The sequence below is a fragment of the Pedobacter flavus genome, assembly GCF_036324285.1.
Classification (GTDB): domain Bacteria; phylum Bacteroidota; class Bacteroidia; order Sphingobacteriales; family Sphingobacteriaceae; genus Pedobacter; species Pedobacter flavus.
The window spans coordinates 939,633-963,764 of the sequence record NZ_JAZDQU010000002.1 but is presented as its reverse complement, the minus strand read 5'-3'; the positions used below and the strand labels follow the sequence as shown (position 1 = coordinate 963,764).

Here is a 24,132-nt window from a genome sequence, read left to right as displayed (position 1 = left end):
TAACGATTTATTAACTTTGGTTTAACCTATAATTTTTATAATCTTTATACTTTCGTTAAAAAAATATCATGAGTGTTGTAAAACAAAAAATTCTCATTGTTGATGACGAACCAGACATTGTAGAGTTAATAGAATACAATCTGAAAAAAGAGGGTTATCAAGTTTCTACGGCCTCTAATGGCCATGAAGGTATAAATATTGCCAAGAAAATTTTGCCCGATCTAATCATTTTGGATATTATGATGCCTAAAATGGATGGAATTGAGGCTTGTAGAATTATGCGTGCATTACCTGAGTTTAAAAATACTTTTATGGTTTTTTTAACCGCAAGGAGTGAAGAGTATTCGGAGATTGCAGGTTTTAATGTTGGAGCCGATGATTATATAGCTAAGCCAATTAAACCTCGAGCTTTAGTAAGTAGAATTAACGCTATTTTAAGAAGGAACTCTAGTCCAACTGAACAAGTAGATAATAAAGTTGTTATTGGCGATTTAGTAATTGATAGAGAGGCTTATTTAGTGTTTCAGAATGGTAAAAAAGTAGTTTTAGCCAAAAAGGAATTCGAATTACTTTATTTATTAGCTCAGAAGCCAGGTAAAGTATTTACTAGAGAGTCTATTTTAAAGAATATCTGGGAAGATAGTGTGGTGGTAACCAATCGTACTATAGATGTTCACATTAGAAAATTAAGAGAAAAATTGGGAGAAAATTATGTAGCCACCGTAAAGGGAGTAGGTTATAAATTTGAGCTATCTTAAAATAGAAAAAGTGCATAAAAAATGCAGCCCTGAATTTTCAGGGCTGCATTTTTTGTATTGGATTAATCCTAGTAATAAGTTAATCGCACAACACCAGCTAATTTCTTAGCTAATCTTATTACTTGTCTAGTATAGCCATATTCATTATCGTACCATGCATATAAAACAACAGATTTATTGTCTTTAGATAAAATGGTAGCTGGACCATCGACAATAGATGCATGAGAATTTCCAATTAAGTCGGTACTTACCAATTCATTGTTAATTGAATATTCTATTTGTTCAGATAAATTACCAAATAAAGAAGCTTGTTTTAATACTTCTTCAATCTCATCTTTAGAAGTAACTTTATTTAAGGTTAAATTTAAAATAGCAAGAGAAACATTTGGTGTAGGTACTCTTACCGCATTTCCTGTAAGCTTACCACCTAAATGAGGAATTACCTTGGCTACAGCTTTATCTGCACCAGTTTCTGTTATAACTAAGTTTAAAGCAGCAGAACGGCCTCTTCTATATTTTTTATGATAATTATCTAATAAGTTTTGATCGTTCGTATAAGAGTGAACGGTTTCAATATGTCCTTTTTCAATTCCGAAAGAATCGTCGATAATTTTTAAAACGGGTACTATAGCATTGGTAGTACAAGATGCATTTGAAAATATTTGTTCCTTGCTATAATCAAATTCACCATCATTAATACCTGTAACGATATTTGGAATATCACCTTTAGCAGGAGCAGTTAATAAAACTTTGCTTATACCTTTAGATTTTAAATGTCTTCCTAATCCTTCTCTATCTCTAAAAACACCAGTATTATCTATTAATAAAGCATCATTAATGCCGTATTGGGTATAATCTACATCTTCTGGGTTTTTAGCCGCGATTAAGTAAACCATTTGACCATTAATGATAAGTGCTTTATTTTGAAAATCTTCTACAATAGTTCCGTTAAATGGACCATGAATAGAATCTGTTCTTAATAATTCGCTTCTTTTCAATAATTCTTCATCGCTATAGCTTCTGGTAACGATGGCTCTCAATCTTAATTGTTCGCCTTTTCCAGCTTGCATAATTAATTCGCGAGCTGCAATTCTACCAATTCTACCGAAACCGTAAAGAACAACATCTTTTGGTTGAAGAGTAAATTTGTCTTTACCAATATGAGCGCTTAATTTGTTGATCACAAACTCATTTACAGATTTCGCGTCATTCGATTCATCTATCCACTCAGCGGCTAATCTACCAATATCAATTCTGGAAGGAGCCAGATTGCTGTTTAGTATTGCATTAGCTAATTCAAGCGTTTCATAAATAGAAATCTCTTTTCCACTTACTTCTTTGGCATATTGGTGATGAGCTAAAATTTCGCTGCTACCGATATCAAATAATGGTTTTCTGAAAAGAACTAATTCAATAGAGCGATCGAACCATAATTTTCCGACAACATTGATTAATTCAATGGCCTTTTTTTCTTTTTCTATCCAGTTTTGAAACTCAGATTGGTATTTTTGTAACATATTAATTTGGTTGGGTTAGAACTGCCGCAAAATTAAAAAAGATTGAGCGCTAACCCAATCTTTTTCAATGTTTTTTATTTTTATTTTATCCTAAATAAGATTTTAAAATTTTACTTCTAGAAGTATGACGAAGTCGCTGAAGTGCTTTGTCTTTAATCTGTCTTACCCTTTCTCTGGTAAGGTTGAATTTTTCACCAATTTCTTCTAATGAAAGCGGGTGGTTTGTGCTTAATCCGAAGAATAAGACGATAATTTCACGTTCACGTTCTGTTAGGGTAGATAAAGATCTTTTTATCTCTTCAGAAAGTGATTCATTAATTAAAATGCTATCTGTATTTGGTTCATGGTTTTCTAATACATCTAATAATGTATTTTCTTCACCTTGAACAAAAGGCGCATCCATAGAAACATGTCTTCCAGAATTGCTTAAAGTATCGGAGATTTTTTCTACGGTTGTTTCAAGAATATCTGCTAATTCTTCTGGAGAAGGTTCGCGTTCAAATTCTTGCTCTAGTTTAGAAAATGCTTTGCTTATTTTGCTTAAAGATCCAACCTGATTTAAAGGCAAACGTACAATTCTACTTTGTTCTGCGATAGCTTGAAGAATTGACTGACGAATCCACCATACAGCGTATGAAATAAATTTAAAACCTTTAGTTTCATCAAAACGCTTAGCTGCTTTAATTAAGCCTAAATTTCCTTCATTAATTAAATCACCAAGAGTTAAACCTTGATTTTGATATTGTTTAGCAACGGATACCACAAAACGTAAATTTGTTTTAGTTAAGCGCTCTAAAGCTGCTTGATCGCCTTCGCGGATCTTTCTAGCTAAAATTACTTCTTCTTCAGCAGTAATTAAATCTACTTTTCCGATTTCATGAAGGTATTTATCTAATGATTGACTTTCGCGATTGGTAATCGATTGCGTTATCTTGAGTTGTCTCATGTATTTGCTTCGTGTCTATATAAATTGAGAGGTTGCAAAGATATGTAAATATAAAATATAAAATGCTGAAAATGTTGTAATTCTATAATTTATTTGCAACAATTATTCATAGCAAAAATCATTCCATATCTTGTTATTTTTTTAATTTAACAATAGGATTTTCGGATTGTTTAGCTAATTTTTATAAAGAATACCCCTCTTAGTTGTTAATAATCAATAGACTATAGCCTAAGTGTTGATTTACATCAATATTTTTGCTTTCACAGATAAAACTTAAATATCAGACAATTTGAATGTGTCTTTTAGTCGCACTCCTTTTTCTGTTCTAATAACTGTACAGCATTCATTAATTGGGTCATGCTCTAACATTAGAATATACTCATTGTCTGCAGCCTCGTTTAAAAAAGCTTCTTTTTCTTTAAGTGTAGTTAATGGAAACATATCATAACCCATTACATATGGAAGTGGAATATGTCCAGTTGAGGGAAGTAAATCTGCCATAAAAACCACCGTTCTGCCTTTGTAATTAATTTGAGGCAACATCATAGCGTCTGTATGTCCAAAAGCGTATCTAATTTTAATGTCGGGATGAAAATTTAGGGCTGTTTCATCATTAATAAAATATAATTGCCCGCTTGCTTCTATTGGGAGAATATTTTCTTTTAAAAACGATGCTTTTTCTCGTTGGTTGGGTTCTGTTGCCCATTTCCAATGCTGCTCATTACTCCAATATTTAGCGTTTTTAAATGCAGGAACTAATAAATCGCCTTGTTTTTCAATAGAACCTCCACAATGATCGAAATGCAGATGTGTTAAAAAAACATCTGTAATATCGTCTTTATTGAATCCTAATTTTGCTAACGATTTTTCTAAACTATCGTTTCCATGAAGATGATAATGACTTAAAAATTTTTCATCTTGCTTATTTCCGATACCGTTATCTACTAAAATTAACCTCTTACCATCTTCAATTAGCAGGCATCGCATGGCCCAAGTACAAAGATTATTTTCGTCAGCAGGATTAGAGCGTTGCCATATAGATTTAGGTACCACACCAAACATTGCGCCGCCATCTAATTTAAAAAAACCGGTTTCAATAGTATGCAAATTCATAAAGGCAAGTTAAAAAAAAACCGTGAATATATTTGCTTGAACAAAATATTCACGGTTTTTAGTAGAATTTTATTATTTAATTATAAGTGGATTACTTCCCCATAGGCATCAGCAGCAGCTTCCATAATAGCTTCGCTCATAGTAGGGTGAGGGTGAACCGCTTTAATCATTTCGTGACCAGTTGTTTCTAATTTACGAGCAACTACAATTTCGGCAATCATTTCGGTAACATTTGCTCCAATCATGTGAGCGCCTAATAATTCACCATATTTGGCATCGAAAATTAGTTTAATAAATCCGTCTTTTGCACCAGAAGCACTTGCTTTACCTGAAGCTGAGAATGGGAATTTACCAATTTTTAGGGTATATCCAGCCGCTTTAGCTGCTTTTTCTGTATAACCAACAGAAGCTACCTCTGGACTGCAATAAGTACATCCAGGGATATTATTATAATCCAAAGGAGAAGGATTATGTCCAGCTATTTTTTCAACACAAATAATTCCTTCTGCAGAAGCCACATGAGCTAAAGCCTGACCAGGAACAACATCGCCAATAGCATAATAACCTTTAACATTAGTTGAATAATACTCGTCAACTAATATTTTTCCTTTATCTGTTTTAATACCAGTTTCTTCAAGACCAATATTTTCAATATTAGAAACAATTCCGGCAGCTGATAAAACGATATCTGCTTCGATAGTTTGCATACCAGAAGCAGTTTTTACTTGAACTTTACATCCGTTGCCACTTGTATCAACACTTTCTACACTTGAAGAAGTTAAAATATCAATTCCTATTTTCTTTAAACTTCTTAAAAGTTGTTTTGATACATCTTCATCTTCAACTGGAACTATATTCTCCATAAACTCAACAATAGTAACTTTAGTTCCCATAGTTGCATAGAAATATGCAAATTCTACGCCTATAGCTCCAGAACCTACAACTACCATAGATTTAGGTTGCTCTGGAAGCACCATTGCTTGGCGATAACCGATTACTTTTTTTCCGTCTTGAGGAAGATTTGGTAATTCTCTTGATCTTGCGCCAGTTGCGATAATAATGTTCTTAGCTGAATATTCTTTTTGACCATCAGCAGATTTCACATCGATTTTATTTCCAGGTTTAACTTTTCCTTCACCTTTAATAACATCAATTTTATTCTTTTTCATTAAGAATTCGATGCCTTTACTCATGCCTTCAGCAACACCTCTACTTCTTTTAACAATTGCACCAAAATCAGCTTCTGCGTCAGAAACTTTAATGCCATAATCAGCAGCATGTTTTAAATATTCGAAAACATTTGCACTTTTTAATAAAGCTTTAGTGGGGATACAGCCCCAATTAAGGCAAATTCCGCCTAATGCTTCTCTTTCTATAATGGCAGTTTTTAAGCCTAACTGTGAAGCTCTGATTGCCGCCACGTAACCTCCAGGCCCGCTTCCTAATACTATAAGGTCGTAATTCATATTTTTATGATATTGTAATTCAGAAAATCCAAAATTAGGAAAAATGTTGATTAAATTAAGAAGGCATTAAATTAGTACGTTAAATTTAATGATTAACTAATTGTTTAGAAAATATAAATAGGACTGTATTTTAAAAATTATAGTATTAAAATATTGATAAAGTGCAATTTATATTTTGTAAGTTAGGGTGTTAACTGTTGATAAGTTTTGCTTGAGTTAATAATTATTTAACATAAAAAATACTTTGAGTAAGAATTTTAATATTTAACTTTGTCGAGTTATTTTAACATATTTTAACAAACAAAAAATAATCAAAAGAGTATGAAAAAAACATTACTATTTAAATTAGTAGTAATTGTCTTTGTTTTTGTAGGCTTTATTTCTGAGGTAAATGCCCAGGTAACTACATCATCAATGACAGGTATTATTAAAGATTCAAATGAATCGTTACCTGGTGCTGGGATTAAAGCAATTCACACACCTTCTGGTACGGTTTATACGACTGTTACCAATGCTGACGGTCGTTTTACAATCGGAAATATGAGAATTGGAGGTCCATATACTGTAGAGATCAGTTATATTGGATATGATAAAGCTACAATAACCGATGTTTATTTGAAATTAGGTGATAATTACAACTTGAATTACACTTTATCAAATACTAGCACAAACCTTAGCGCTGTTACAATTACAGGTACAAAAAACAAATTTGTTCAAGAAAAAACTGGTGCTAGCACAAGTGTTTCGAGCAGAGAATTATCTGTATTACCAACTATCAGCAGAAGTATTACTGATTTTACAAGATTAACTCCTCAAGCTAGTGGAAACAATTTTGGTGGTAGAGATGGTCGTTACAACAACATCCAAATCGATGGTGCTAACTTAAACAACAATTTCGGATTATCAACAGATCCTCTTCCAGGTGGTGGTGCTCAGCCAATTTCTATTGATTCTTATGAGCAAATCTCTATTAATATTGCACCTTATGATGTAAGACAAGCTGGTTTTACTGGAGCAAATATTAGTGCAGTAACAAAAAGTGGTACAAACACTTTTAAAGGAACTGCATACGGTTTATATAGAGATCAAAGCTTTATCGGAACTAAAGTTCAAGGTGCTGATATCTCAAACTCTATCGTAGATTCAAAAAGCAAAACTTATGGTTTAAGCTTAGGTGGTCCAATTATTAAGGATAAATTATTCTTTTTCGTGAATGCTGAGAAAGAAGAAAATTTAGCTCCAGGTGTAACTTTCTATCCTAAAGGTGGACAAGGTGCAGGTTCTGAGTCATCTACAACTGTTGCAGACATGCAAAGAGTTTCTAGCTACTTAAATACTAAATTTGGTTACCAAACTGGTGGTTATGATAATTTCCCAGGTTTTGAAAACAATAACCATAAAATTTTAGGTAAAATTGACTGGAACATTAACAATAACCATAAATTAACTTTAAAATATAGTGATTTTAGAGGTACTGATGACGCTTCTACAAACGCTACAAGTGTTCCTAATGGTGGTGGTTTTAGACCTACTGGTGCAACTTCAAACCTTTCAAGATTACCATTCGGTCGTATAAGTAACCGTTCAATGGCTTTTGAAAACAGTATGTACGGTTTCTTAAATACTACAAAAAGTGGTACTATTGAGTTAAACAGTAGAATAAATTCAAAAGTTTCTAACCAATTTTTAGCAACTTATACAAGAAACCAAGCTACAAGAAGTTTCCCAGGTGAATTATTCCCTTCAGTTGATATTTTCGATGGAAACGGTAGTAACATGATGTTCTTCGGAGTAGATCCATATACTTATAACAATGATGTTATTAATAAAGTATATTCATTTACAAATAACTTAAGTTTCTATTTAGGTAAACATACTTTAACAACTGGTTTAACTTATGAGTACCAAGAAGTAGGTAATATGTTTATGGCTGGTTCTAACAGTTATTATGTTTTTAATTCTATTGATGACTTAATTAACGATAGAGCTCCAATTTATTTCGCATATACTAAATCATTAATCCCAGGAAAAAGCGCTGTTTATTCTGCTGAATTAAAAATCGGTCAAGCTGGTGCATATTTCCAAGATGAGTGGAACGTTAATGATAATGCTAAATTCACTTTCGGTTTAAGAGCTGATATGCCAATTTATCATGAAGATCCATTAAACAACCCTGCAACTTCTGCATTGAGATTCTATGGTAAAGATGGTAACTTAAGAAATTATTTCACTGATAAATTCCCTAAGAGTACAGTAATGTTATCTCCACGTTTTGGATTCAGATTTACTAGCGATGATAAATCTGGTATTATCCGTGGTGGTTTAGGTATTTTCACTGGTAAAATTCCTTTCGTATTCTTAACTAACGTTCCTACAAATACTGGTATGTACCAGTTTGGAGGTTCAATTACTTCTGCAACGCAATTGGCAAATATTAGATTAAACTCTAATCCAGATGCTTATACTAATTTATTCCCTTCTACTGCTGGTACAACTCCAAGTTCTAACGTTGTATTCGTAGATAGAGACTTTAAATTCCCTAAAGTATTTAGAGTGAATTTAGGTATGGATAAAACTTTAGATAATGGTCTTACTTTCACTTTTGATGGTATGTTTACAAAAGACATCAATGGTGTGAAAATGAGAAACGTTAACCAAAACAAATCTAATGGTGTAGTTTATGAAGGTAACTATACTAGAGAGCGTATCATTGGTTCTAACAGATTAAATAGCGGAATTACTTCAGCTATCGCTTTAGAAAACAGTAATAGAGGTTGGGCTAGTTCATTAACTGGACAAGTTAGCAAAAGCTTTACTGGTGGTTTCTCAGGATCATTAGCTTATACTTATACAATAGCTAAAGATTTAACTGGTAACCCAGGAAGTCAAGCTTCTTCAGTTTGGAACTCTAACCCTAACGTAGGTACTTCAAATGCTGATGAGTTATACGTATCTCAATATGCAGTTCCTCACCGTGTAGTAGGTAGTGCTTCATACAGATTTGAATATGCTAAGCATTTTGGAACAACAATTTCAGTTTTCTATGAAGGTGCTCACCAAGGAAGATATAGCTTTGTTTACAATGGCGATATCAATGGCGACGGAAATAGCTCAACTGATTTAATGTATATCCCAAGACCAGGTCAAACTCAATTCCAACAGTTTACTGCTGGTGGTAGAACTTATACCGTAGCTGAGCAAAATGCTGCATTTGAGCAATTTATTGCTTCTTCTCCTTATTTAAGAGAAAACAGAGGTAAAATGGCAGAACGTAATGGTGCTTTATTACCTTGGTATAACAAAGTTGATGTTAGAATTTTACAAGATTTATTTGTTAACACAGGTAAAGATGGTAGAAGACATACGTTACAATTAAGTGCTGATGTTGTAAACGCTGCAAACTTAATTAACAAAAACTGGGGAACTTATAGCAGATTTGTGATTAACAATCCATTGTTATTCCAATCAGTTGATGCTAATAACAGACCAGTTTATAGAATGGCAACTGTTTCTTCAGGTGGTGCTTTACGTGATAAAGCTATCGAAGATAACTTATCTGCTACTTCTACTTATAGACTTCAATTAGGTTTAAGATATATCTTTTAGTAGATAATCTTAATCAAAATAGAAAGCCCCGAATTTTTTCGGGGCTTTTTTTATGGTATTTTTTTTCAAAAAAAAATCTGCAAATGTGAAGTTTGCAGATTTTTTAATATGATTTAATTATTTATTAGTTGTATTTATATTCGCCAAATTCTGAGTTTATAGTAACTGTTTTTCCTTCTCCTTTAATTACCTTTCCAATAATCTGGGCGTCAATATTAAATGATTTTGATATATCAATTATATTTTGAGCGATATTTTCGGGAACATATAATTCCATTCTATGTCCCATATTAAATACTTTGTACATTTCTTTCCAATCAGTACCCGATTCTTCTTGGATCATTTTAAATAGGGGTGGGATTGGGAATAAATTGTCTTTTACTACCTCAATTCCATCATTAATAAAATGAAGTACCTTAGTTTGGGCGCCACCACTACAGTGTACAATGCCATCTATTTGAGATCTGAATTGATTTAAAATTTCCTTTATAACTGGTGCATAAGTTCTAGTTGCAGAAAGTACCAATTTGCCTGCAGTAATTGAGTCGAATCCAGGTATTTCTATAAGGTCTGTTAATTTTTTTGATCCAGAATAAACTAAATCTCGAGGAACGCTATTGTCGTAAGTTTCAGGAAATGCTGCGCCTACTGATTTATGAAATACATCATGTCTTGCAGAAGTTAAACCATTAGAGCCCATACCGCCGTTGTAGCTAGTTTCATAACTTGCCATTCCGCTAGATGATAAGCCTACTATAACGTTCCCAGGTTTAATATTATGGTTGCTAATTACGTCAGCGCGTTTCATTCTACAGGTAACAGTACTATCAACTATTATTGTTCTAACTAAATCGCCAACATCAGCAGTTTCGCCACCGGTAGAAAAAATTGAAATACCATGATTTCGTAAATCTTCTAGAATTTCTTCTGTACCATTAATAATTGCCGCAAGTACTTCACCAGGAATTAATTGTTTATTTCTTCCGATGGTAGATGATAATAGAATGTTTTCTGTAGCTCCAACACAAATTAAATCATCTAGATTCATGATAACCGCATCTTGTGCAATTCCTTTCCAAACAGATAAATCGCCAGTTTCTTTCCAATAAGCGTAGGCCAATGAAGATTTAGTTCCAGCTCCATCTGCATGCATAATATTACACCATTCATTGTCATTTCCAAGAATATCTGGGATGATTTTACAGAATGCTTGAGGGAAAATTCCCTTGTCAATATTTTTTATGGCATTATGAACATCTTCTTTTGAGGCAGAAACGCCACGTTGGTTATAACGGTTATCACTCATAGTGCAAATATAAGATTACTTATGAGTTGTTTGCGGTGTTATAGGGTAAAAAAAATGACTCCAACTGATTAAGAAGGAGTCATTTTAGAATATTAATTCTCTGTCTTTATTATTTTAAAAATAATAATTCTCTGAATTTTGGAAGTGGCCAGCTGTTGTCATCCACAATTTGCTCTAATTTATCAGTATGGTAACGAATATCTTCGAAGAATGATTTGATATTCTCATCATAAGCAACTGCTTTTTCTCTAGAATCGCCCATTTCATTTACTTTTTTGCGTTCTAAAAGCATGTTGTCGATTCCATTTTTCAAAGCAGATAAATGCTCAGATAATTTATTAATAATGCGCATAGGTATTTCTGTAGCTTCATTGCCTAAGCCAATTTCTTTTAAACCTTTTACATTTTTAATTAATTCATTTTGGTAAGTAATAGCTGATGGAATAATCATGCTGTTTACCATTTCACCCATTACTCTGGCTTCAATCTGAAGTTTTTTGAAGAAACTCTCCAGCATAATTTCATGACGAGCATGTAATTCGCGTTCAGTGAAAACATTATGATTGGCAAATAATTCTACTGTTTTAGCTGAAATATAAGCATCTAGCGATTTAGGAGTAGTTTTAATATTAGATAAACCACGTTTTTCTGCTTCTTTTTCCCATTCTGAACTATAACCATTTCCTTCGAAGCGAATAGATTTAGATTCTTTAATGTATTTTCTAATAACATTTACTAAGGCTAAATCTTTTTTCTCACCTTTCTTGATTAATTTATCTACTTCTGCTTTGAATTTCACCAATTGATCGGCAACAATTGTATTTAAAACAGTCATAGAGGCCGATGAATTGGCAGAAGATCCAACTGCTCTTAATTCGAATTTATTACCTGTAAAAGCAAATGGTGAAGTTCTGTTTCTATCGGTATTGTCTAATAGGATATTTGGAATTTTAGGAATACCCAACCACATTGTAGGCTCTTCTTTTACCTTTTTGCTAACTTTTGAGCTTTCTATTTCGTCTAATACTTCGTTAAGTTGTTGGCCTAAGAAAATAGATATAATAGCTGGAGGGGCTTCATTTGCACCTAATCTATGGTCATTACTAACCGATGCAATACTTGCTCTTAATAAATCTGCATGCTCACTTACTGCTTTTATAGTGTTTACAAAAAAGGCAAGGAACATCAAGTTGTTTTTTGGTGTTTTACCAGGTGCTAATAAATTTTTGCCAGTATCTGTAATTAACGACCAGTTGTTGTGCTTACCAGAGCCATTAATTCCTGCATAAGGTTTTTCGTGTAATAATACTTTGAAATTATGACGACGTGCTACTTTTTCCATTACGTCCATTAGCAATTGGTTGTGATCTATTGCTAAGTTAATTTCTTCGTAGATTGGCGCACATTCAAATTGCATAGGAGCAACTTCATTATGTCTGGTTTTCAAAGGAATACCAAGTTTTAATGATTCATTTTCGAAATCAACCATAAAACTTTGTACTCTTTCTGGGATAGAACCGAAATAATGATCTTCTAATTGCTGACCTTTAGCACTCATGTGTCCGAATAAGGTACGGCCAGTCATAACTAAATCTGGGCGTGCATTATAAAGTGATAAGTCAACCAAAAAATATTCTTGTTCTATACCTAGAGAGGCATTTACTTTAGTAATGTTTTTATCAAAATATTGGCAAACTTCTGTAGCGGCTTTATCTATTGCGGCAACAGCTTTTAGCATTGGCGCTTTAAAATCTAATGCTTCACCAGTGTAGGATACAAAAACTGTAGGGATGCACAATGTTTTACCCGATTTATTCTCCATGATAAATGCTGGAGAAGAAGGGTCCCAAGCAGTATAACCACGTGCTTCAAACGTATTTCTAATTCCACCATTTGGGAAGCTTGAAGCGTCTGGCTCTTGTTGAACTAAAGCGCTACCAGCGAACTTTTCGATTGCACCATCGCCACTTGGCTCAAAAAATGAATCGTGTTTTTCTGCAGTTGATCCTGTTAATGGTTGAAACCAATGCGTATAATGGGTTGCGCCTTTAGACATAGCCCAAAGTTTCATGGCTGTTGCAATTTGATTTGCATCTTCTTGATTAATTAGATCACCTTGATTAATTGAGTTGATTAATTTTTCATATACTTCTTTTGATAAGTAATCTTTCATTTTCTTTTTATCGAAAACGTTTACTCCATAAAAGCTAGAAATTTTGTCAAATCCTGAAGTAATTTCAGGTGTTTTTCTGTTTTGAGCCTCAATTAAAGCGTTGCTTCTTGAATTTTTCATGAATATTTTGATGATTTAGAACAAAAATATATAAAAGTTTAGTTTTTTAAATATTTTTTATCAAAAAAAATGAAAATATTTTATTAATTTTTAAATTTAGTATGATTTTGATTGTGTTTTGCTTGAAATTTTGATTGATTTTTGAAATTTTAGTTAAAATTTTACTGTATTTTATGTTAAAACATCTGAAAAATTATAAATTTTAATAAAAACTATGATTAATTTTATACTTTTTTAAGATAAATGCAGTTAATTATTTAAAATTATAGGACAAAATTTTAGAATTCTAAAACAAATGGCAAGAAAAATCCGCCATCTCTAATTTTAGCAATTATAAAATTTAAAGATCATAGTTGCAATTTTTAGAAATAGCGGATTAAAAAAGTTGAAATTAAATATTAATAATTTAAAGTGTTTTATTTGTTGTTTTCAATCCATTTTCTTGCATTTACAAATGCTTCCATCCATGGAGAAACCTCATCTTTTCGTCCGTTAGGGTAGTTTGCCCAATGCCATTGAAATAAAGAACGTTCAATATGAGGCATCATTACTAAATGTCTACCTGTTTTATCACATATCATGGCAGCATTGTAATTAGAACCATTCGGATTAGCTGGATATTGATCATAGCCGTATTTGGCTACAATTTGGTAAGTGTCTTCTGCGTCTGACATTTCAAATTTTCCTTCTCCATGAGACACCCATACGCCTAAAGTTGAGCCCGCTAATGTAGAAAGCATTACTGAATTGTTTTCTTGTACAGTTAATGAAGTAAAATTACTTTCGTGTTTACCACTTTCATTATGCAACATTTTAACTCTACCTTCTGCAATTAATCCTAACTCAACAAAAAGCTGACATCCATTACAAATACCAACAGATAAAGTATCAGGACGTTTAAAGAAATTCTCTAAAGCTAATTTTGCTTTCTCATTGTATAAAAATGCACCAGCCCAACCTTTTGCAGAACCTAATACATCTGAGTTAGAAAATCCGCCAACTGCTCCAATAAATTGTATGTCTTCTAATGTTTCTCTACCAGAAATTAAATCAGTCATATGAACATCTTTCACATCAAAACCTGCTAAATACATAGCATTAGCCATTTCACGTTCAGAATTACTTCCTTTTTCTCTGATGATAGCAGCTTTTGGTCTTAGTTTAGATGCGTCAATTACAGGTTTTTTGCCTGTAAAATGTTGAGGGAATGAATATTTTAATGGTTGGTTTTTGTAATTATTGAATCGCTCAGTTGCTTTAACTTCTCCGCTTTGTTGTTTGTCTAATAAGTAAGAAGTTTTATACCATGTATCTCTTAATTCATTAATATCAAAGCTATAATTTTCTGATCCTATTTTAATTTCTAATGATGCAGAAGATGTTACGCTACCAATTTTAAAGAATTCTATTTGCTGATTTTTTAATTCTAACTCTAAGCTGCTATCACCTTGAAAAACTACACCAATATTTTCTGCAAAAAGAACTTTAATTGGGTCGTTTTCACCTAAAACAGATAAATCTAATTTGGCGCCTGTGTTTAGCTCAGCAAAACACATTTCTAATAAAGTAGTAATTAATCCACCAGAACCAATATCGTGTCCAGCTTTAATTTTACCTTGTTTTATTAAATTTTGAATTGCGTTGAATGATTCTTTTAAATAAGCAGGGTTGGTGATATCTGGAGCATCATTGCCAATTTTATTTAAAATTTGAGCAAAAGATGAACCTCCTAATTTAAATTGGTCTTGTGAGAAATTAATATAATATAAATCGCCACCATCTTGTTGTAAAACAGGTTCGATTACTTCAGTAATAGAGTTACAATTTCCAGCTGCTGAAATAATTACAGTACCTGGAGCAATTACATCACCATCCGCATATTTTTGCTTCATAGATAAAGAATCTTTACCCGTAGGGATGTTAATTCCTAAATCAATAGCAAAATTAGAACAAGCTTCAACTGCTTCATAAAGTCTTGCGTCTTCACCTTCATTTTTACAAGCCCACATCCAGTTTGCAGAAAGGGAAACACTTTTTAATCCATCTTTTAATGGAGCCCAAACAATATTAGAAAGCGCTTCTCCAATAGCATTTCTACTTCCAGTTGCTGGATTAATTAATGCGGTTAATGGCGAATGACCTATACTAGTTGCAATACCTTCTTTTCCATTAAAGTCTAATGCCATAACACCACAATTATTTAGTGGTAATTGTAATGCGCCTGCACATTGTTGTTTTGCAACGCGACCACCCACACAACGGTCAACTTTATTTGTTAACCAATCCTTACATGCTACCGCTTCTAATTGTAGAACTTGTTTTAAGTAATTATGTATTTCTTCTTTTTTATATTCTATTTCAGCATACGATCTTTCAATCGTATTATCTTCCATTACCAATTTTGGTGAACTTCCAAACATATCTGAAAGTTCTAAATCCATTGGTTTTTGTCCGGTTGTTTTAGATTCAAAAGTGAATTTATGATTTCCGGTCACTTCACCCACGGTATACATTGGAGCACGTTCTCGATCAGCTATTTTTTGAAGCGTTTCAATATCTTTATTTCCAATAACTAATCCCATACGCTCTTGAGATTCGTTACCTATAATTTCTTTAGCAGAAAGGGTAGGATCTCCAACAGGTAATTTATCTAAATCTATTAATCCTCCCGTCTCTTCAACTAATTCCGATAAGCAGTTTAAGTGTCCGCCTGCGCCATGATCATGAATAGAGACAATCGGATTGGTTTTACTTTCTACTAATCCTCTAATGGCATTTGCGGCTCTTTTTTGCATTTCTGGATTAGAGCGCTGAATGGCATTTAATTCAATTCCAGATCCTAAAGCACCTGTGTCTGCTGATGATACTGCAGCACCACCCATTCCAATTCTATAATTCTCACCACCTAGGATAACTACTTTGTCACCTACATTTGGTTTTTTCTTTTGAGCTTGCTCTTTTTTACCATAACCAACTCCACCTGCAAGCATAATAACTTTATCGAAACCTAATTTTCTGTCATTTTCGGTATGTTCAAAAGTAAGAACAGAACCAGTGATTAGGGGTTGTCCGAATTTATTACCAAAATCTGTTGCACCATTAGATGCTTTTATTAGAATATCCATTGGGGTTTGGTAAAGCCACTTTCTGGCTTCCATTGCTTTTTCCCATGGTCTGTTTTCTTCTAATCTCGAAAGTGCAGTCATATAAACCGCTGTACCAGCTAAAGGTAAAGAACCTTGACCACCAGCTAATCTATCTCTAATTTCACCGCCCGAACCAGTCGCTGCACCATTAAATGGTTCAACCGTAGTAGGGAAGTTATGTGTTTCAGCTTTTAAAGAAATTACGGATTCGAAAATGCTTTTTTCATAGAAAGCAGGTTCATCTGCTCTGGTAGGAGCAAATTGTTCTACAGTTGGACCTTTTATAAATGCAACATTATCTTTATAAGCAGAAACAATATCATTTGGATGTGTTTCAGAAGTTTTTCTAATTAATTTAAATAGAGAACTTGGTTTTTCTTCTCCGTCGATTACAAACTTTCCATTAAAAATTTTATGTCTGCAATGCTCTGAGTTAACTTGTGAAAAACCAAAAACTTCTGAATCTGTTAATTTTCTGCCTAACCTTTTAGATAAATCTTCTAAATATTCAACCTCTTCCTTACTTAAAGATAAACCCTCTTGATTATTAAATAATGCAATATCTTCAATTTCTAATATAGGTTCTGGTTGAATGTTAATTGTAAAAATATCTTGGTCTATGTTTTCAAATTTTTGCGAAAGCATAGGGTCAAAACTTTCAAAATCAGGTGCTACTTTTTTAAATTCTTCGATTCTAATGATCCCACTGATTCCCATATTTTGGGTAATTTCAACTGCATTTGTACTCCATGGTGTGATCATTGCGGCTCTTGGTCCGACAAAATTTCCGGCAAGATTATCTGAGTTATGAATTTTTGCGCCTGCAAATAGCCATTCGAGTTTTGAAATATCGTTGGTACTCAGGTCTTTGTTTGCTTGTAGAACATAGACCGTATTTGAAGAATTTTGGAAGAAATAGATCATGATAATATTTGTAAGTGCAAATTTAGCTTTATCATTTTAAAGAAGCTATAAAGAAAGTAGAATATGTTAATTATTTTTGATGACTTTTACATAAAATTAGTGTTGTTATACAATTCGATTATTCTGAATGCAGGTATTTAAATTCAAGAAGTTTGAAATAGATCAATCGAATTGTGCGATGCGTATAAATACCGATGGAGTTTTATTGGGCGCCATTGCCCATCATCAAAATCCAACAAGCATACTTGATATAGGTACTGGGACAGGTGTAATTGCATTAATGTTGGCACAAAAGTATGTGTTTGCTAAGGTAATAGGGATTGAGATAGAGGGTGGTGCAGCTCAAACTTCAAAAAGAAATGCTGAAAATTCTCAATTTTCTGATAGAGTAAATGTTATTCATCAAGATATTTTAAGTTTTAATAGTGAAGCTAAATTTGATTTAATCGTATCAAATCCTCCATTTTTTACAAACGATTTAAAAAATCCAGAACCTAAAAAAGGGCTTGCGCGACATACGAGTAATGATTTTATCGAAGCATTAATTAAAAAATCAACTGAACTTTTGAGTGATGATGGTAGTTTTTGGTTAGTATTGCCTCCAGATCAATTTATAGCTTATAATTCAACGTTTGAAAAAAATGGATTATATAAAGCTTCGGTCATTCATTTAAAATCTTTTGAAGGAAAGCCTGCTTTCAGGCAGATTATTGAATTTTCTAAGCATAAGCAGTCAACCATAGAAAATGATTTTATTCTTTATGATGCGCCTTCGGTTCATTCTAATGCCTATAAATTATGTTTAAAAGATTATTTCATCGCTTTTTAATATGAAAAGAATAGGGTTGATTTCTGATACACACGGATTTTTAGACGATTCTGTCTTTAAACATTTTAAAGACTGCGATGAAATTTGGCATGCAGGTGATTTTGGGCCAGATGTTGCGAAACCTTTAGCGGACTTTAAACCTTTAAGAGGGGTTTATGGAAATATAGACGATAAAACCATTTCTGCTGAGTTTCCTGAAGTTTTGAGATTTAAATGTGAAGGTGTTGAAGTTTTAATGATTCATATTGGCGGATATCCAGGTAGATTTAGTTTGAAAGCTAAACAAGAAATATACACTAAGTCGCCAGATTTATTTATTTCTGGTCATTCTCATATTTTAAAAGTGATGTATGACGATAAAAATAAATTTTTACATATAAATCCCGGTGCGGCGGGAAAACATGGATGGCATAAGGTAAGAACATTAATAAGATTTTGTATATCTGAAGAAAAAATACATAACTTAGAGGTCATAGAATTAGGAACAAGATAACGTATAAAATACACTAAGTAAATGGCAGTAATAAAAACCCTCGGACAATTCATTATAGAGAAGCAGGCCGACTTTTCATATGCAAAGGGCGAACTTTCAAGACTGTTGCGCGATATAGGAATTGCTGCAAAAATTGTAAACCGTGAAGTAAATAAAGCAGGACTTGCGGATATTTTAGGCGATGCAGGCACCACAAATATTCAAGGAGAGGGTCAAAAAAAGCTGGATGTTTTCGCAAATGAACAATTTATAGCTGCCTTAACTAGTGGAGGTGAATGCTGTATTGTGGCTACTGAAGAAGAAGATCATATTGTTCAAATTACTTCTCCCGTTAGTCAGGATGCTAAATATATTGTATGTATTGACCCTTTAGATGGCTCATCAAATATTGATGTAAATGTTGCGGTAGGTACAATTTTTTCTATTTACAGAAGGAAGTCGACCGATGGTTTAGCAACCATAGAAGATGTACTACAAAAAGGAACAGATCAAGTTGCAGCCGGTTATGTAATTTATGGTTCATCAACTATGTTGGTTTATACTACAGGTAAAGGAGTTAATGGATTTACATTAGACCCATCAATAGGGGAGTTTTGTTTGTCGCATCCTGATTTAAAAATGCCAGAAGATGGCGTGATTTACTCTATCAATGAAGGTAATTATGTTCATTTTCCAGACGGAGTGAAAAAATATTTAAAATACGCTCAAGTTGAAGATAAGGAAACCAACCGACCTTATACCTCAAGATATATTGGATCAATGGTTGCTGATATTCACCGTAACTTAATTAAAGGTGGTATTTACATGTATCCAACAACTTCTAGCTCGCCAAATGGTAAATTAAGGTTGTTGTACGAATGTAATCCAATGGCATTTATTGTAGAGCAAGCAGGAGGGAAGGCAACAGACGGAAGAAATAGAATTTTAGATTTAACGCCTACAGAACTTCATCAACGTACTTCAATTTTTATTGGAAGCAAGAAAATGGTTGAAAAAGCAGAAGAATTTATGGAGACTTATTCTCCAGTAGCAGCTAAATTGAGTATCGCTGGATAAAAATTGAATTGAACTAAAATAATTCTTAGCTGAATTTCAGCTGATTTTAGTAAGACTAATATAAAAATAATGCACCCAGAATAACAATTAATTTGTAATTCTGGGTGTTTGTTTTATATGTCATTTTGGGAGTATAAGGATTGAGATTTTAGAATGGTATTTGAGGAACTTTTTGTTGCTCAGCAATTACACAGAAAAGGTTATTTTGCTGGTGTAATTACAATCTTTCTAAATTCTACAGCTGTATGATCACCTTGTAAATAAATTGGTCCAGGTTCACCTTCATTGCTATCTAAAGCTCCACCAGTAATTCCGGGTATTTCTTGATTTGAAATAATAGTTTTTCCATTCGCTACTACAGTTATCATTCTTCCAACTAAAGTAATTTCATAGCGTTGCCATTCACCTGCACCCAGAGTAGCCATTTCGCTTGGCGATAAAAATCCATAAACCCCACCAAATAATACACTGTTAGGATGCGTGTCTTTATTGCTATCTTCTATTTGAACTTCATATCTTCCACGAAGGTAAATACCACTATTTCCGCCTTTTGCATATCTAAATTCAACTTCTAACTTAAAATCATTGAACTTTTGTTCAGTAATTAAATTTGCGCCCGCTTTTGGATTAGTAAGAATACCATCTTTTACTAACCATTGATTTTCACCATCGGCTTTCCATCCAGATAAATTAACCCCATTAAATAAATTAATTGGATTTCCCCAGTTTATAGCGGCATTACGATTTAGGTATGGGGCTTTTACAGCTTTCCAAGTATATTTTTTTCCTTGGCTATCTGTTAAAAAACCTTCTAATCCTGTTTGTGTAATAATACCTTCTACCTTTAAATTCTGATTGCCACTTTCCCATTGTGGTGGAATTTCGAAAGAGAATCTTCCCTCATTAAACTTTACTTCCGAAATAGGTCTTGCACTTCCAGTAGTAGCAACAAAGGAGCCTACTAATGTTTTAAATCCAGATAATTTTACTTCTAACCAAGAAGGCGAGAACTTTCCATTCATATCTAAAGTTAAATCCCATCTTCCAATTAAAGCTTTAGCATCTGTTAATTGAGCATTAGAAGTAAAATTTAGTAATAGTAAAACTGCGAGAGCAGAAAAGAATTTTCTTGTCATAAAATTAAGCCATAGTTAAGCATGAGCAAGATAAGAGATATTTCTTTAGTTCTAAATAGGAAAGGTATAAAACAAAAAAAAGGTCTTAATTTAATTAAGACCTTTTGGGTGGAATATGGGGCTCGAACCCACGACCTCCTGAACCACAATCAGGCGCTCTAACCAACTGAGCTAAAACCACCGTTTATTGAGCGACAAAGATAATTATTTGTATGACTTTATGCAAAAGAAAGTTGAAAAAGTATCAACCTTTTTTATCGTAAGCTCTTAAATAAACCTTTATCTTTGGGATATTAATATAGAGTTAAATAAATATAGATTAGCTAAAACTTTTATTACCAATACTTTGATAGAAATTTATACAGACGGGGCATCGAGCGGGAATCCAGGGCCGGGGGGATATGGAGTTGTACTAAAAGCAGGCAAACATTATAAAGAATTGAGTGGGGGATTTAGAAAAACCACCAATAATAGGATGGAATTGCTTGCTGTTATCAAAGGTTTAGAGGCACTAAAAACGCCAAGTCATGTTACAATTTGGTCTGATAGTAAATATGTAGTAGATGCTGTTGAGAAAAAGTGGGTATTTGGTTGGGTCAAAAAAGAGTTTAAAGGCAAAAAAAATAAAGACCTTTGGATAGAGTTTTTGAAGCTTTATAAAATTCATCAAATTAAATTTGTCTGGATCAAAGGTCACAATAACCATCCTGAGAATGAAAGATGTGATCAATTGGCTGTAGCAGCATCAAAAGATAAGGCAAATATTGGTATAGATCACTTTTATGAATCTGAACAAGCCAAGGAAACATTGTTCTAAAAATTAATTAACGGACAAAAAAAAGAGTAGCCGATTTAGACTACTCTTAAATTTAAATAATTTAATATTTAGAACTTATTTCTTTTCTCTAACGGCTTTAAATTCTGATCCGTCTTTCCATTTAGGGAATGTGCTTTCCATACTAATACGATAACCTACATCAAATAATAGTTGTAAATCTTGCACCATACCAGATAAATCCCATTTTCCAGGTTCAAAATTATCTGCCGCGGCATGGTATCTATCTTTATTATAAGCTTCTTTATGCGCTTTTCCAAATTCTACACCTTTTGTAATATGATCATCACCAGTTTCGGTGTACAATGCAGGTATACCAACTTTAGCGAAATTGAAGTGATCTGATCTAAAATAAAAACCAGCTGATGGATTTGAATCTTTAGAAACTACTCTTCCTTGTCTTTTAGCCGCTTCTTCTAAATAAGTTTCTAATTCCGATTGACCATAACCGATTGCAATTATATCCTTGGTTTTACCAATGGCTTGCATAGCATCAATATTAATGTTAGCTACGGTTTTTTCTACTGGAACTAGAGGGTGTGTAGCATAGTATTCAGAACCCAATAAACCTTGTTCTTCGGCAGTTACCGCTAAAAACATAATTGAGCGTTCGGGTCGAACTTTAGCTTTTTTAAATGCCTCTGCCATTAGTAATAAACCCGACGTGCCTGTTGCATTATCTATCGCACCATTGTAAATTGAATCTCCATTTACTGGTTCTCCTTTTCCTAAATGATCCCAATGTGCTGAATAAATAATAAATTCATCAGCTCTTTTACTACCTGGTATAACCGCAGCAACGTTGTTCGATTTAGATTTGGTGATGGTATTATTAATATTGGTAGATACCGTTAAATCTAATTCTACTGGCTTAAAGCCTGTTTTTCCAGCTTGAACCATTAAATCGGCTGATTTTCCAGCTAGTTTAAACATTTTTTGTGCTGTTTCTTGTGTTATCCAGCCTTCTAATGGTGCATAAGATTTATTTCCATCCTCAGATTCTAAATACATTTTCGATTTAGACCATCCGCTTTTCACAACATTCCATCCGTAACTAGCTGCTTTATCTTCATGAATAATAATTACACCTGTTGCCCCTTGTCTAGCCGCCTCTTCAAATTTATATCTCCAACGGCCATAATAAGTCATGTTTGCTCCTTTAAATAGTTTAGCATCTAAGAATCCAGGATCGTTTACCATTACCACTACTGTTTTACCTTTTACGTCTAGTCCTTGGTAGTCGTTCCAATTGTATTCTGGTGCTACAATACCATAGCCAGCAAATACCAACGGTGAATTTTCTATTTTGATATTGTTTTCTAAGTGACGAGATGCGCCAACAAAATCATCTAGAAAATTTAAACTTAACGATGTACCATTTTTTGAAGACATTTTCATTACGCTAGGGGTAGACTTTACAGCTACTAATGAGACTTCTTGAAAAAAGCTATCACCATTTCCTGGCTTCAGACCTAATTTTTCGAATTCTGATTTTAGATAATTAATGGTCTTAGTTTCGCCAGCAGTTGAGGGTTGTCGGCCTTCAAATTCGTCTGATGCCAATACAGAAATATGTTGCGATAATAAACTGTCGTTTATAGCCTTAAAGGCAATAGAATCTGCCTCCGCGATATTATTCTTTTCAGAGCCGCAAGAAGCTAAAGTTGCTGCCAATATAAGTGCAGGAAAAATGCGTGAATTCATACTATTTGGTAAATTAAAATTATCTATTTAAAATTTAAATCTCTTTTAACTATAAATGGTGTAGGAAAGATATAAAAAATTGACCAATCTATCTGTTATGCTAAATAATTGATTGGTTAGCTTAAGGGAAAATTTTATAATAAATTAGAAATTTTTTTATCACAAATGGAGTAACAAAAACTAATTTATTACCATCTAAAGGTCAATATAAACTACACGCAATTATATAATTATGAAAAGGAAATTTCTATTTGGGTTTCTAATTTTAAGTTGGATAGGGCTTCAAAGTTATGCGCAAAGTCCTCAAACAGAAGTACATGTAATTAGTACTATTCACGCAGCGCATAAAACTAATAAAAATTATACGTACGAAGATTTATTTGTTTTTATAGATAAGTTAAATCCAGATGTTGTAGGTGTTGAAATTAGGCCTGAAGATAAAGATAGCAGTTCAAATTTTCTTAAAAATATGTATCCATATGAGATGTATGAGAGTTTGGTGCGCTACAAGCATAAAAAAACATATGGTATAGATTGGTTAGGTGCTGATGTAGCTGGTAAACAATTTACCCGTGAATACTGGGAAAATGTGAGTCCAATTAGAAAGCTACAAGTTAAGCTAGGTGCTGATAGTTTGATGCGTCAGAAATTGGCTGTATTAAAAATAGTAGGTGATGCTAAAGTTAAGATTGCATTAAATGCAGATGTTTATACCCTAAATGATGGGACTTACGATATGCTAAATGAAATTTATTATGCTCAAATGCGCGAAAGTTATAAGGGAGAAGATTATGAGCAGCTCGCTAAATTTTACTTAAATAGAGATCAAGAAATCGCCAAGAATATTATAAAAGTAATTGAAGCCAATACGGGTAAGAAGATAGTTTTCCTGGTAGGAGCAGATCATCGTTCCTTTACACTAAATGCTATTCAAAATAAATTTGGAAATTCTATTTTGATGAACCCTAAATTAGATAAATGAACATCGCTAATTTATAACCAAT

General features: G+C 33.1%; 16 protein-coding genes, 1 tRNA gene and 1 pseudogene. 7 read left to right on the top strand and 11 right to left on the bottom strand.

The features are described 5' to 3' along the window. Positions 1-68: 68 nt before the first annotated feature. Positions 69-758, top strand: coding sequence for a response regulator transcription factor (locus tag VRU49_RS10455; protein WP_330146730.1), 690 nt, complete (start codon positions 69-71; stop codon positions 756-758). Positions 759-826: 68 nt separating this feature from the next. Here the strand turns inward: VRU49_RS10455 and VRU49_RS10450 are convergent, their stop codons facing one another. From VRU49_RS10450 to lpdA, 4 genes are all read right to left on the bottom strand, one after another. Further along, positions 827-2,275, bottom strand: coding sequence for a glyceraldehyde-3-phosphate dehydrogenase (locus VRU49_RS10450; protein WP_330146729.1), 1,449 nt, complete (start codon positions 2,273-2,275; stop codon positions 827-829). An 85-nt stretch (positions 2,276-2,360) separates the two neighbouring features. After that, positions 2,361-3,221, bottom strand: a complete 861-nt coding sequence (locus VRU49_RS10445) for a sigma-70 family RNA polymerase sigma factor (protein WP_330146728.1) — start codon at positions 3,219-3,221, stop codon at positions 2,361-2,363. Between the two features lie 273 nt (positions 3,222-3,494). Then, positions 3,495-4,334, bottom strand: coding sequence for an MBL fold metallo-hydrolase (locus VRU49_RS10440; RefSeq protein ID WP_330146727.1), 840 nt, complete (start codon positions 4,332-4,334; stop codon positions 3,495-3,497). An 80-nt stretch (positions 4,335-4,414) separates the two neighbouring features. Beyond that, the gene (gene lpdA, locus VRU49_RS10435) at positions 4,415-5,800 is read right to left on the bottom strand and encodes a dihydrolipoyl dehydrogenase (protein ID WP_330146726.1); all 1,386 of its coding nucleotides are present in this window, start codon (positions 5,798-5,800) and stop codon (positions 4,415-4,417) included. Positions 5,801-6,121: 321 nt separating this feature from the next. On the opposite strand from lpdA, the gene VRU49_RS10430 reads away from it, so the two are divergent. Continuing rightward, a complete protein-coding gene (locus VRU49_RS10430) occupies positions 6,122-9,406 on the top strand; it encodes a TonB-dependent receptor (RefSeq protein WP_330146725.1) in 3,285 nt (1,094 codons plus the stop codon). 124 nt (positions 9,407-9,530) lie between these two features. Here the strand turns inward: VRU49_RS10430 and VRU49_RS10425 are convergent, their stop codons facing one another. From VRU49_RS10425 to purL, 3 genes are all read right to left on the bottom strand, one after another. After that, the gene (locus VRU49_RS10425) at positions 9,531-10,712 is read right to left on the bottom strand and encodes an AIR synthase related protein (RefSeq protein WP_330146724.1); all 1,182 of its coding nucleotides are present in this window, start codon (positions 10,710-10,712) and stop codon (positions 9,531-9,533) included. A 109-nt stretch (positions 10,713-10,821) separates the two neighbouring features. Further along, the gene (locus VRU49_RS10420; protein ID WP_330146723.1) at positions 10,822-13,005 is read right to left on the bottom strand and encodes a glutamine synthetase III family protein; all 2,184 of its coding nucleotides are present in this window, start codon (positions 13,003-13,005) and stop codon (positions 10,822-10,824) included. A gap of 416 nt (positions 13,006-13,421) precedes the next feature. Next, entirely contained in the window at positions 13,422-17,075 is a 3,654-nt protein-coding gene (gene purL / locus VRU49_RS10415; protein ID WP_330146722.1) for a phosphoribosylformylglycinamidine synthase, read from the bottom strand. Between the two features lie 127 nt (positions 17,076-17,202). Between purL and VRU49_RS10410 the strand changes: the two genes are divergently transcribed. From VRU49_RS10410 to fbp, 3 genes are read left to right on the top strand one after another with little or no spacing between them, the layout of a single operon-like run. Further along, positions 17,203-17,904, top strand: a complete 702-nt coding sequence (locus VRU49_RS10410) for a tRNA1(Val) (adenine(37)-N6)-methyltransferase (RefSeq protein ID WP_330146721.1) — start codon at positions 17,203-17,205, stop codon at positions 17,902-17,904. Position 17,905: 1 nt separating this feature from the next. Then, positions 17,906-18,397: a metallophosphoesterase family protein gene (locus VRU49_RS10405; RefSeq protein WP_330146720.1), complete on the top strand. Its 492-nt coding sequence runs from the start codon at positions 17,906-17,908 to the stop codon at positions 18,395-18,397. A gap of 21 nt (positions 18,398-18,418) precedes the next feature. After that, positions 18,419-19,453 (top strand): class 1 fructose-bisphosphatase, encoded by a 1,035-nt coding sequence (fbp, locus tag VRU49_RS10400; RefSeq protein WP_330146719.1) that lies wholly within the window; start codon positions 18,419-18,421, stop codon positions 19,451-19,453. Between the two features lie 200 nt (positions 19,454-19,653). Here fbp and VRU49_RS10395 read toward each other — a convergent pair whose 3' ends face one another. Both VRU49_RS10395 and VRU49_RS10390 read right to left on the bottom strand, forming a co-directional pair. Then, positions 19,654-20,589, bottom strand: a complete 936-nt coding sequence (locus VRU49_RS10395) for a 3-keto-disaccharide hydrolase (RefSeq protein WP_330146718.1) — start codon at positions 20,587-20,589, stop codon at positions 19,654-19,656. A gap of 106 nt (positions 20,590-20,695) precedes the next feature. Further along, positions 20,696-20,771: transfer RNA gene (locus tag VRU49_RS10390), tRNA-His, on the bottom strand. Positions 20,772-20,935: 164 nt separating this feature from the next. On the opposite strand from VRU49_RS10390, the pseudogene rnhA reads away from it, so the two are divergent. Then, positions 20,936-21,334: pseudogene (gene rnhA, locus VRU49_RS10385) on the top strand (ribonuclease HI); the annotation flags it as partial. Here rnhA and VRU49_RS11485 read toward each other — a convergent pair. Beyond that, on the bottom strand, positions 21,276-21,398 hold the full coding sequence (locus tag VRU49_RS11485; protein ID WP_431311604.1) for a DUF2933 domain-containing protein: 123 nt from the start codon (positions 21,396-21,398) through the stop codon (positions 21,276-21,278). The pseudogene rnhA and the gene VRU49_RS11485 overlap by 59 nt on opposite strands. A gap of 83 nt (positions 21,399-21,481) precedes the next feature. Then, positions 21,482-23,128, bottom strand: coding sequence for a M28 family metallopeptidase (locus VRU49_RS10380; RefSeq protein WP_330146716.1), 1,647 nt, complete (start codon positions 23,126-23,128; stop codon positions 21,482-21,484). A 232-nt stretch (positions 23,129-23,360) separates the two neighbouring features. On the opposite strand from VRU49_RS10380, the gene VRU49_RS10375 reads away from it, so the two are divergent. Then, entirely contained in the window at positions 23,361-24,110 is a 750-nt protein-coding gene (locus VRU49_RS10375) for a hypothetical protein (RefSeq protein WP_330146715.1), read from the top strand. Positions 24,111-24,132: the final 22 nt, after the last annotated feature.

What these genes read in the sequence shown, in the direction of transcription:
- VRU49_RS10380 (WP_330146716.1), bottom strand. Translation starts at nt 23,128, where the DNA reads ATGAATTCACGCATTTTTCCTGCACTTATATTGGCAGCAACTTTAGCT.
- VRU49_RS10445 (WP_330146728.1), bottom strand. Translation starts at nt 3,221, where the DNA reads ATGAGACAACTCAAGATAACGCAATCGATTACCAATCGCGAAAGTCAA.
- VRU49_RS10420 (WP_330146723.1), bottom strand. Translation starts at nt 13,005, where the DNA reads ATGAAAAATTCAAGAAGCAACGCTTTAATTGAGGCTCAAAACAGAAAA.
- purL (WP_330146722.1), bottom strand. Translation starts at nt 17,075, where the DNA reads ATGATCTATTTCTTCCAAAATTCTTCAAATACGGTCTATGTTCTACAA.
- VRU49_RS10405 (WP_330146720.1), top strand. Translation starts at nt 17,906, where the DNA reads ATGAAAAGAATAGGGTTGATTTCTGATACACACGGATTTTTAGACGAT.
- VRU49_RS10440 (WP_330146727.1), bottom strand. Translation starts at nt 4,334, where the DNA reads ATGAATTTGCATACTATTGAAACCGGTTTTTTTAAATTAGATGGCGGC.
- VRU49_RS10395 (WP_330146718.1), bottom strand. Translation starts at nt 20,589, where the DNA reads ATGACAAGAAAATTCTTTTCTGCTCTCGCAGTTTTACTATTACTAAAT.
- VRU49_RS11485 (WP_431311604.1), bottom strand. Translation starts at nt 21,398, where the DNA reads ATGTTTCCTTGGCTTGTTCAGATTCATAAAAGTGATCTATACCAATAT.
- VRU49_RS10375 (WP_330146715.1), top strand. Translation starts at nt 23,361, where the DNA reads ATGAAAAGGAAATTTCTATTTGGGTTTCTAATTTTAAGTTGGATAGGG.
- VRU49_RS10455 (WP_330146730.1), top strand. Translation starts at nt 69, where the DNA reads ATGAGTGTTGTAAAACAAAAAATTCTCATTGTTGATGACGAACCAGAC.
- VRU49_RS10430 (WP_330146725.1), top strand. Translation starts at nt 6,122, where the DNA reads ATGAAAAAAACATTACTATTTAAATTAGTAGTAATTGTCTTTGTTTTT.
- VRU49_RS10425 (WP_330146724.1), bottom strand. Translation starts at nt 10,712, where the DNA reads ATGAGTGATAACCGTTATAACCAACGTGGCGTTTCTGCCTCAAAAGAA.
- VRU49_RS10410 (WP_330146721.1), top strand. Translation starts at nt 17,203, where the DNA reads ATGCAGGTATTTAAATTCAAGAAGTTTGAAATAGATCAATCGAATTGT.
- fbp (WP_330146719.1), top strand. Translation starts at nt 18,419, where the DNA reads ATGGCAGTAATAAAAACCCTCGGACAATTCATTATAGAGAAGCAGGCC.
- lpdA (WP_330146726.1), bottom strand. Translation starts at nt 5,800, where the DNA reads ATGAATTACGACCTTATAGTATTAGGAAGCGGGCCTGGAGGTTACGTG.
- VRU49_RS10450 (WP_330146729.1), bottom strand. Translation starts at nt 2,275, where the DNA reads ATGTTACAAAAATACCAATCTGAGTTTCAAAACTGGATAGAAAAAGAA.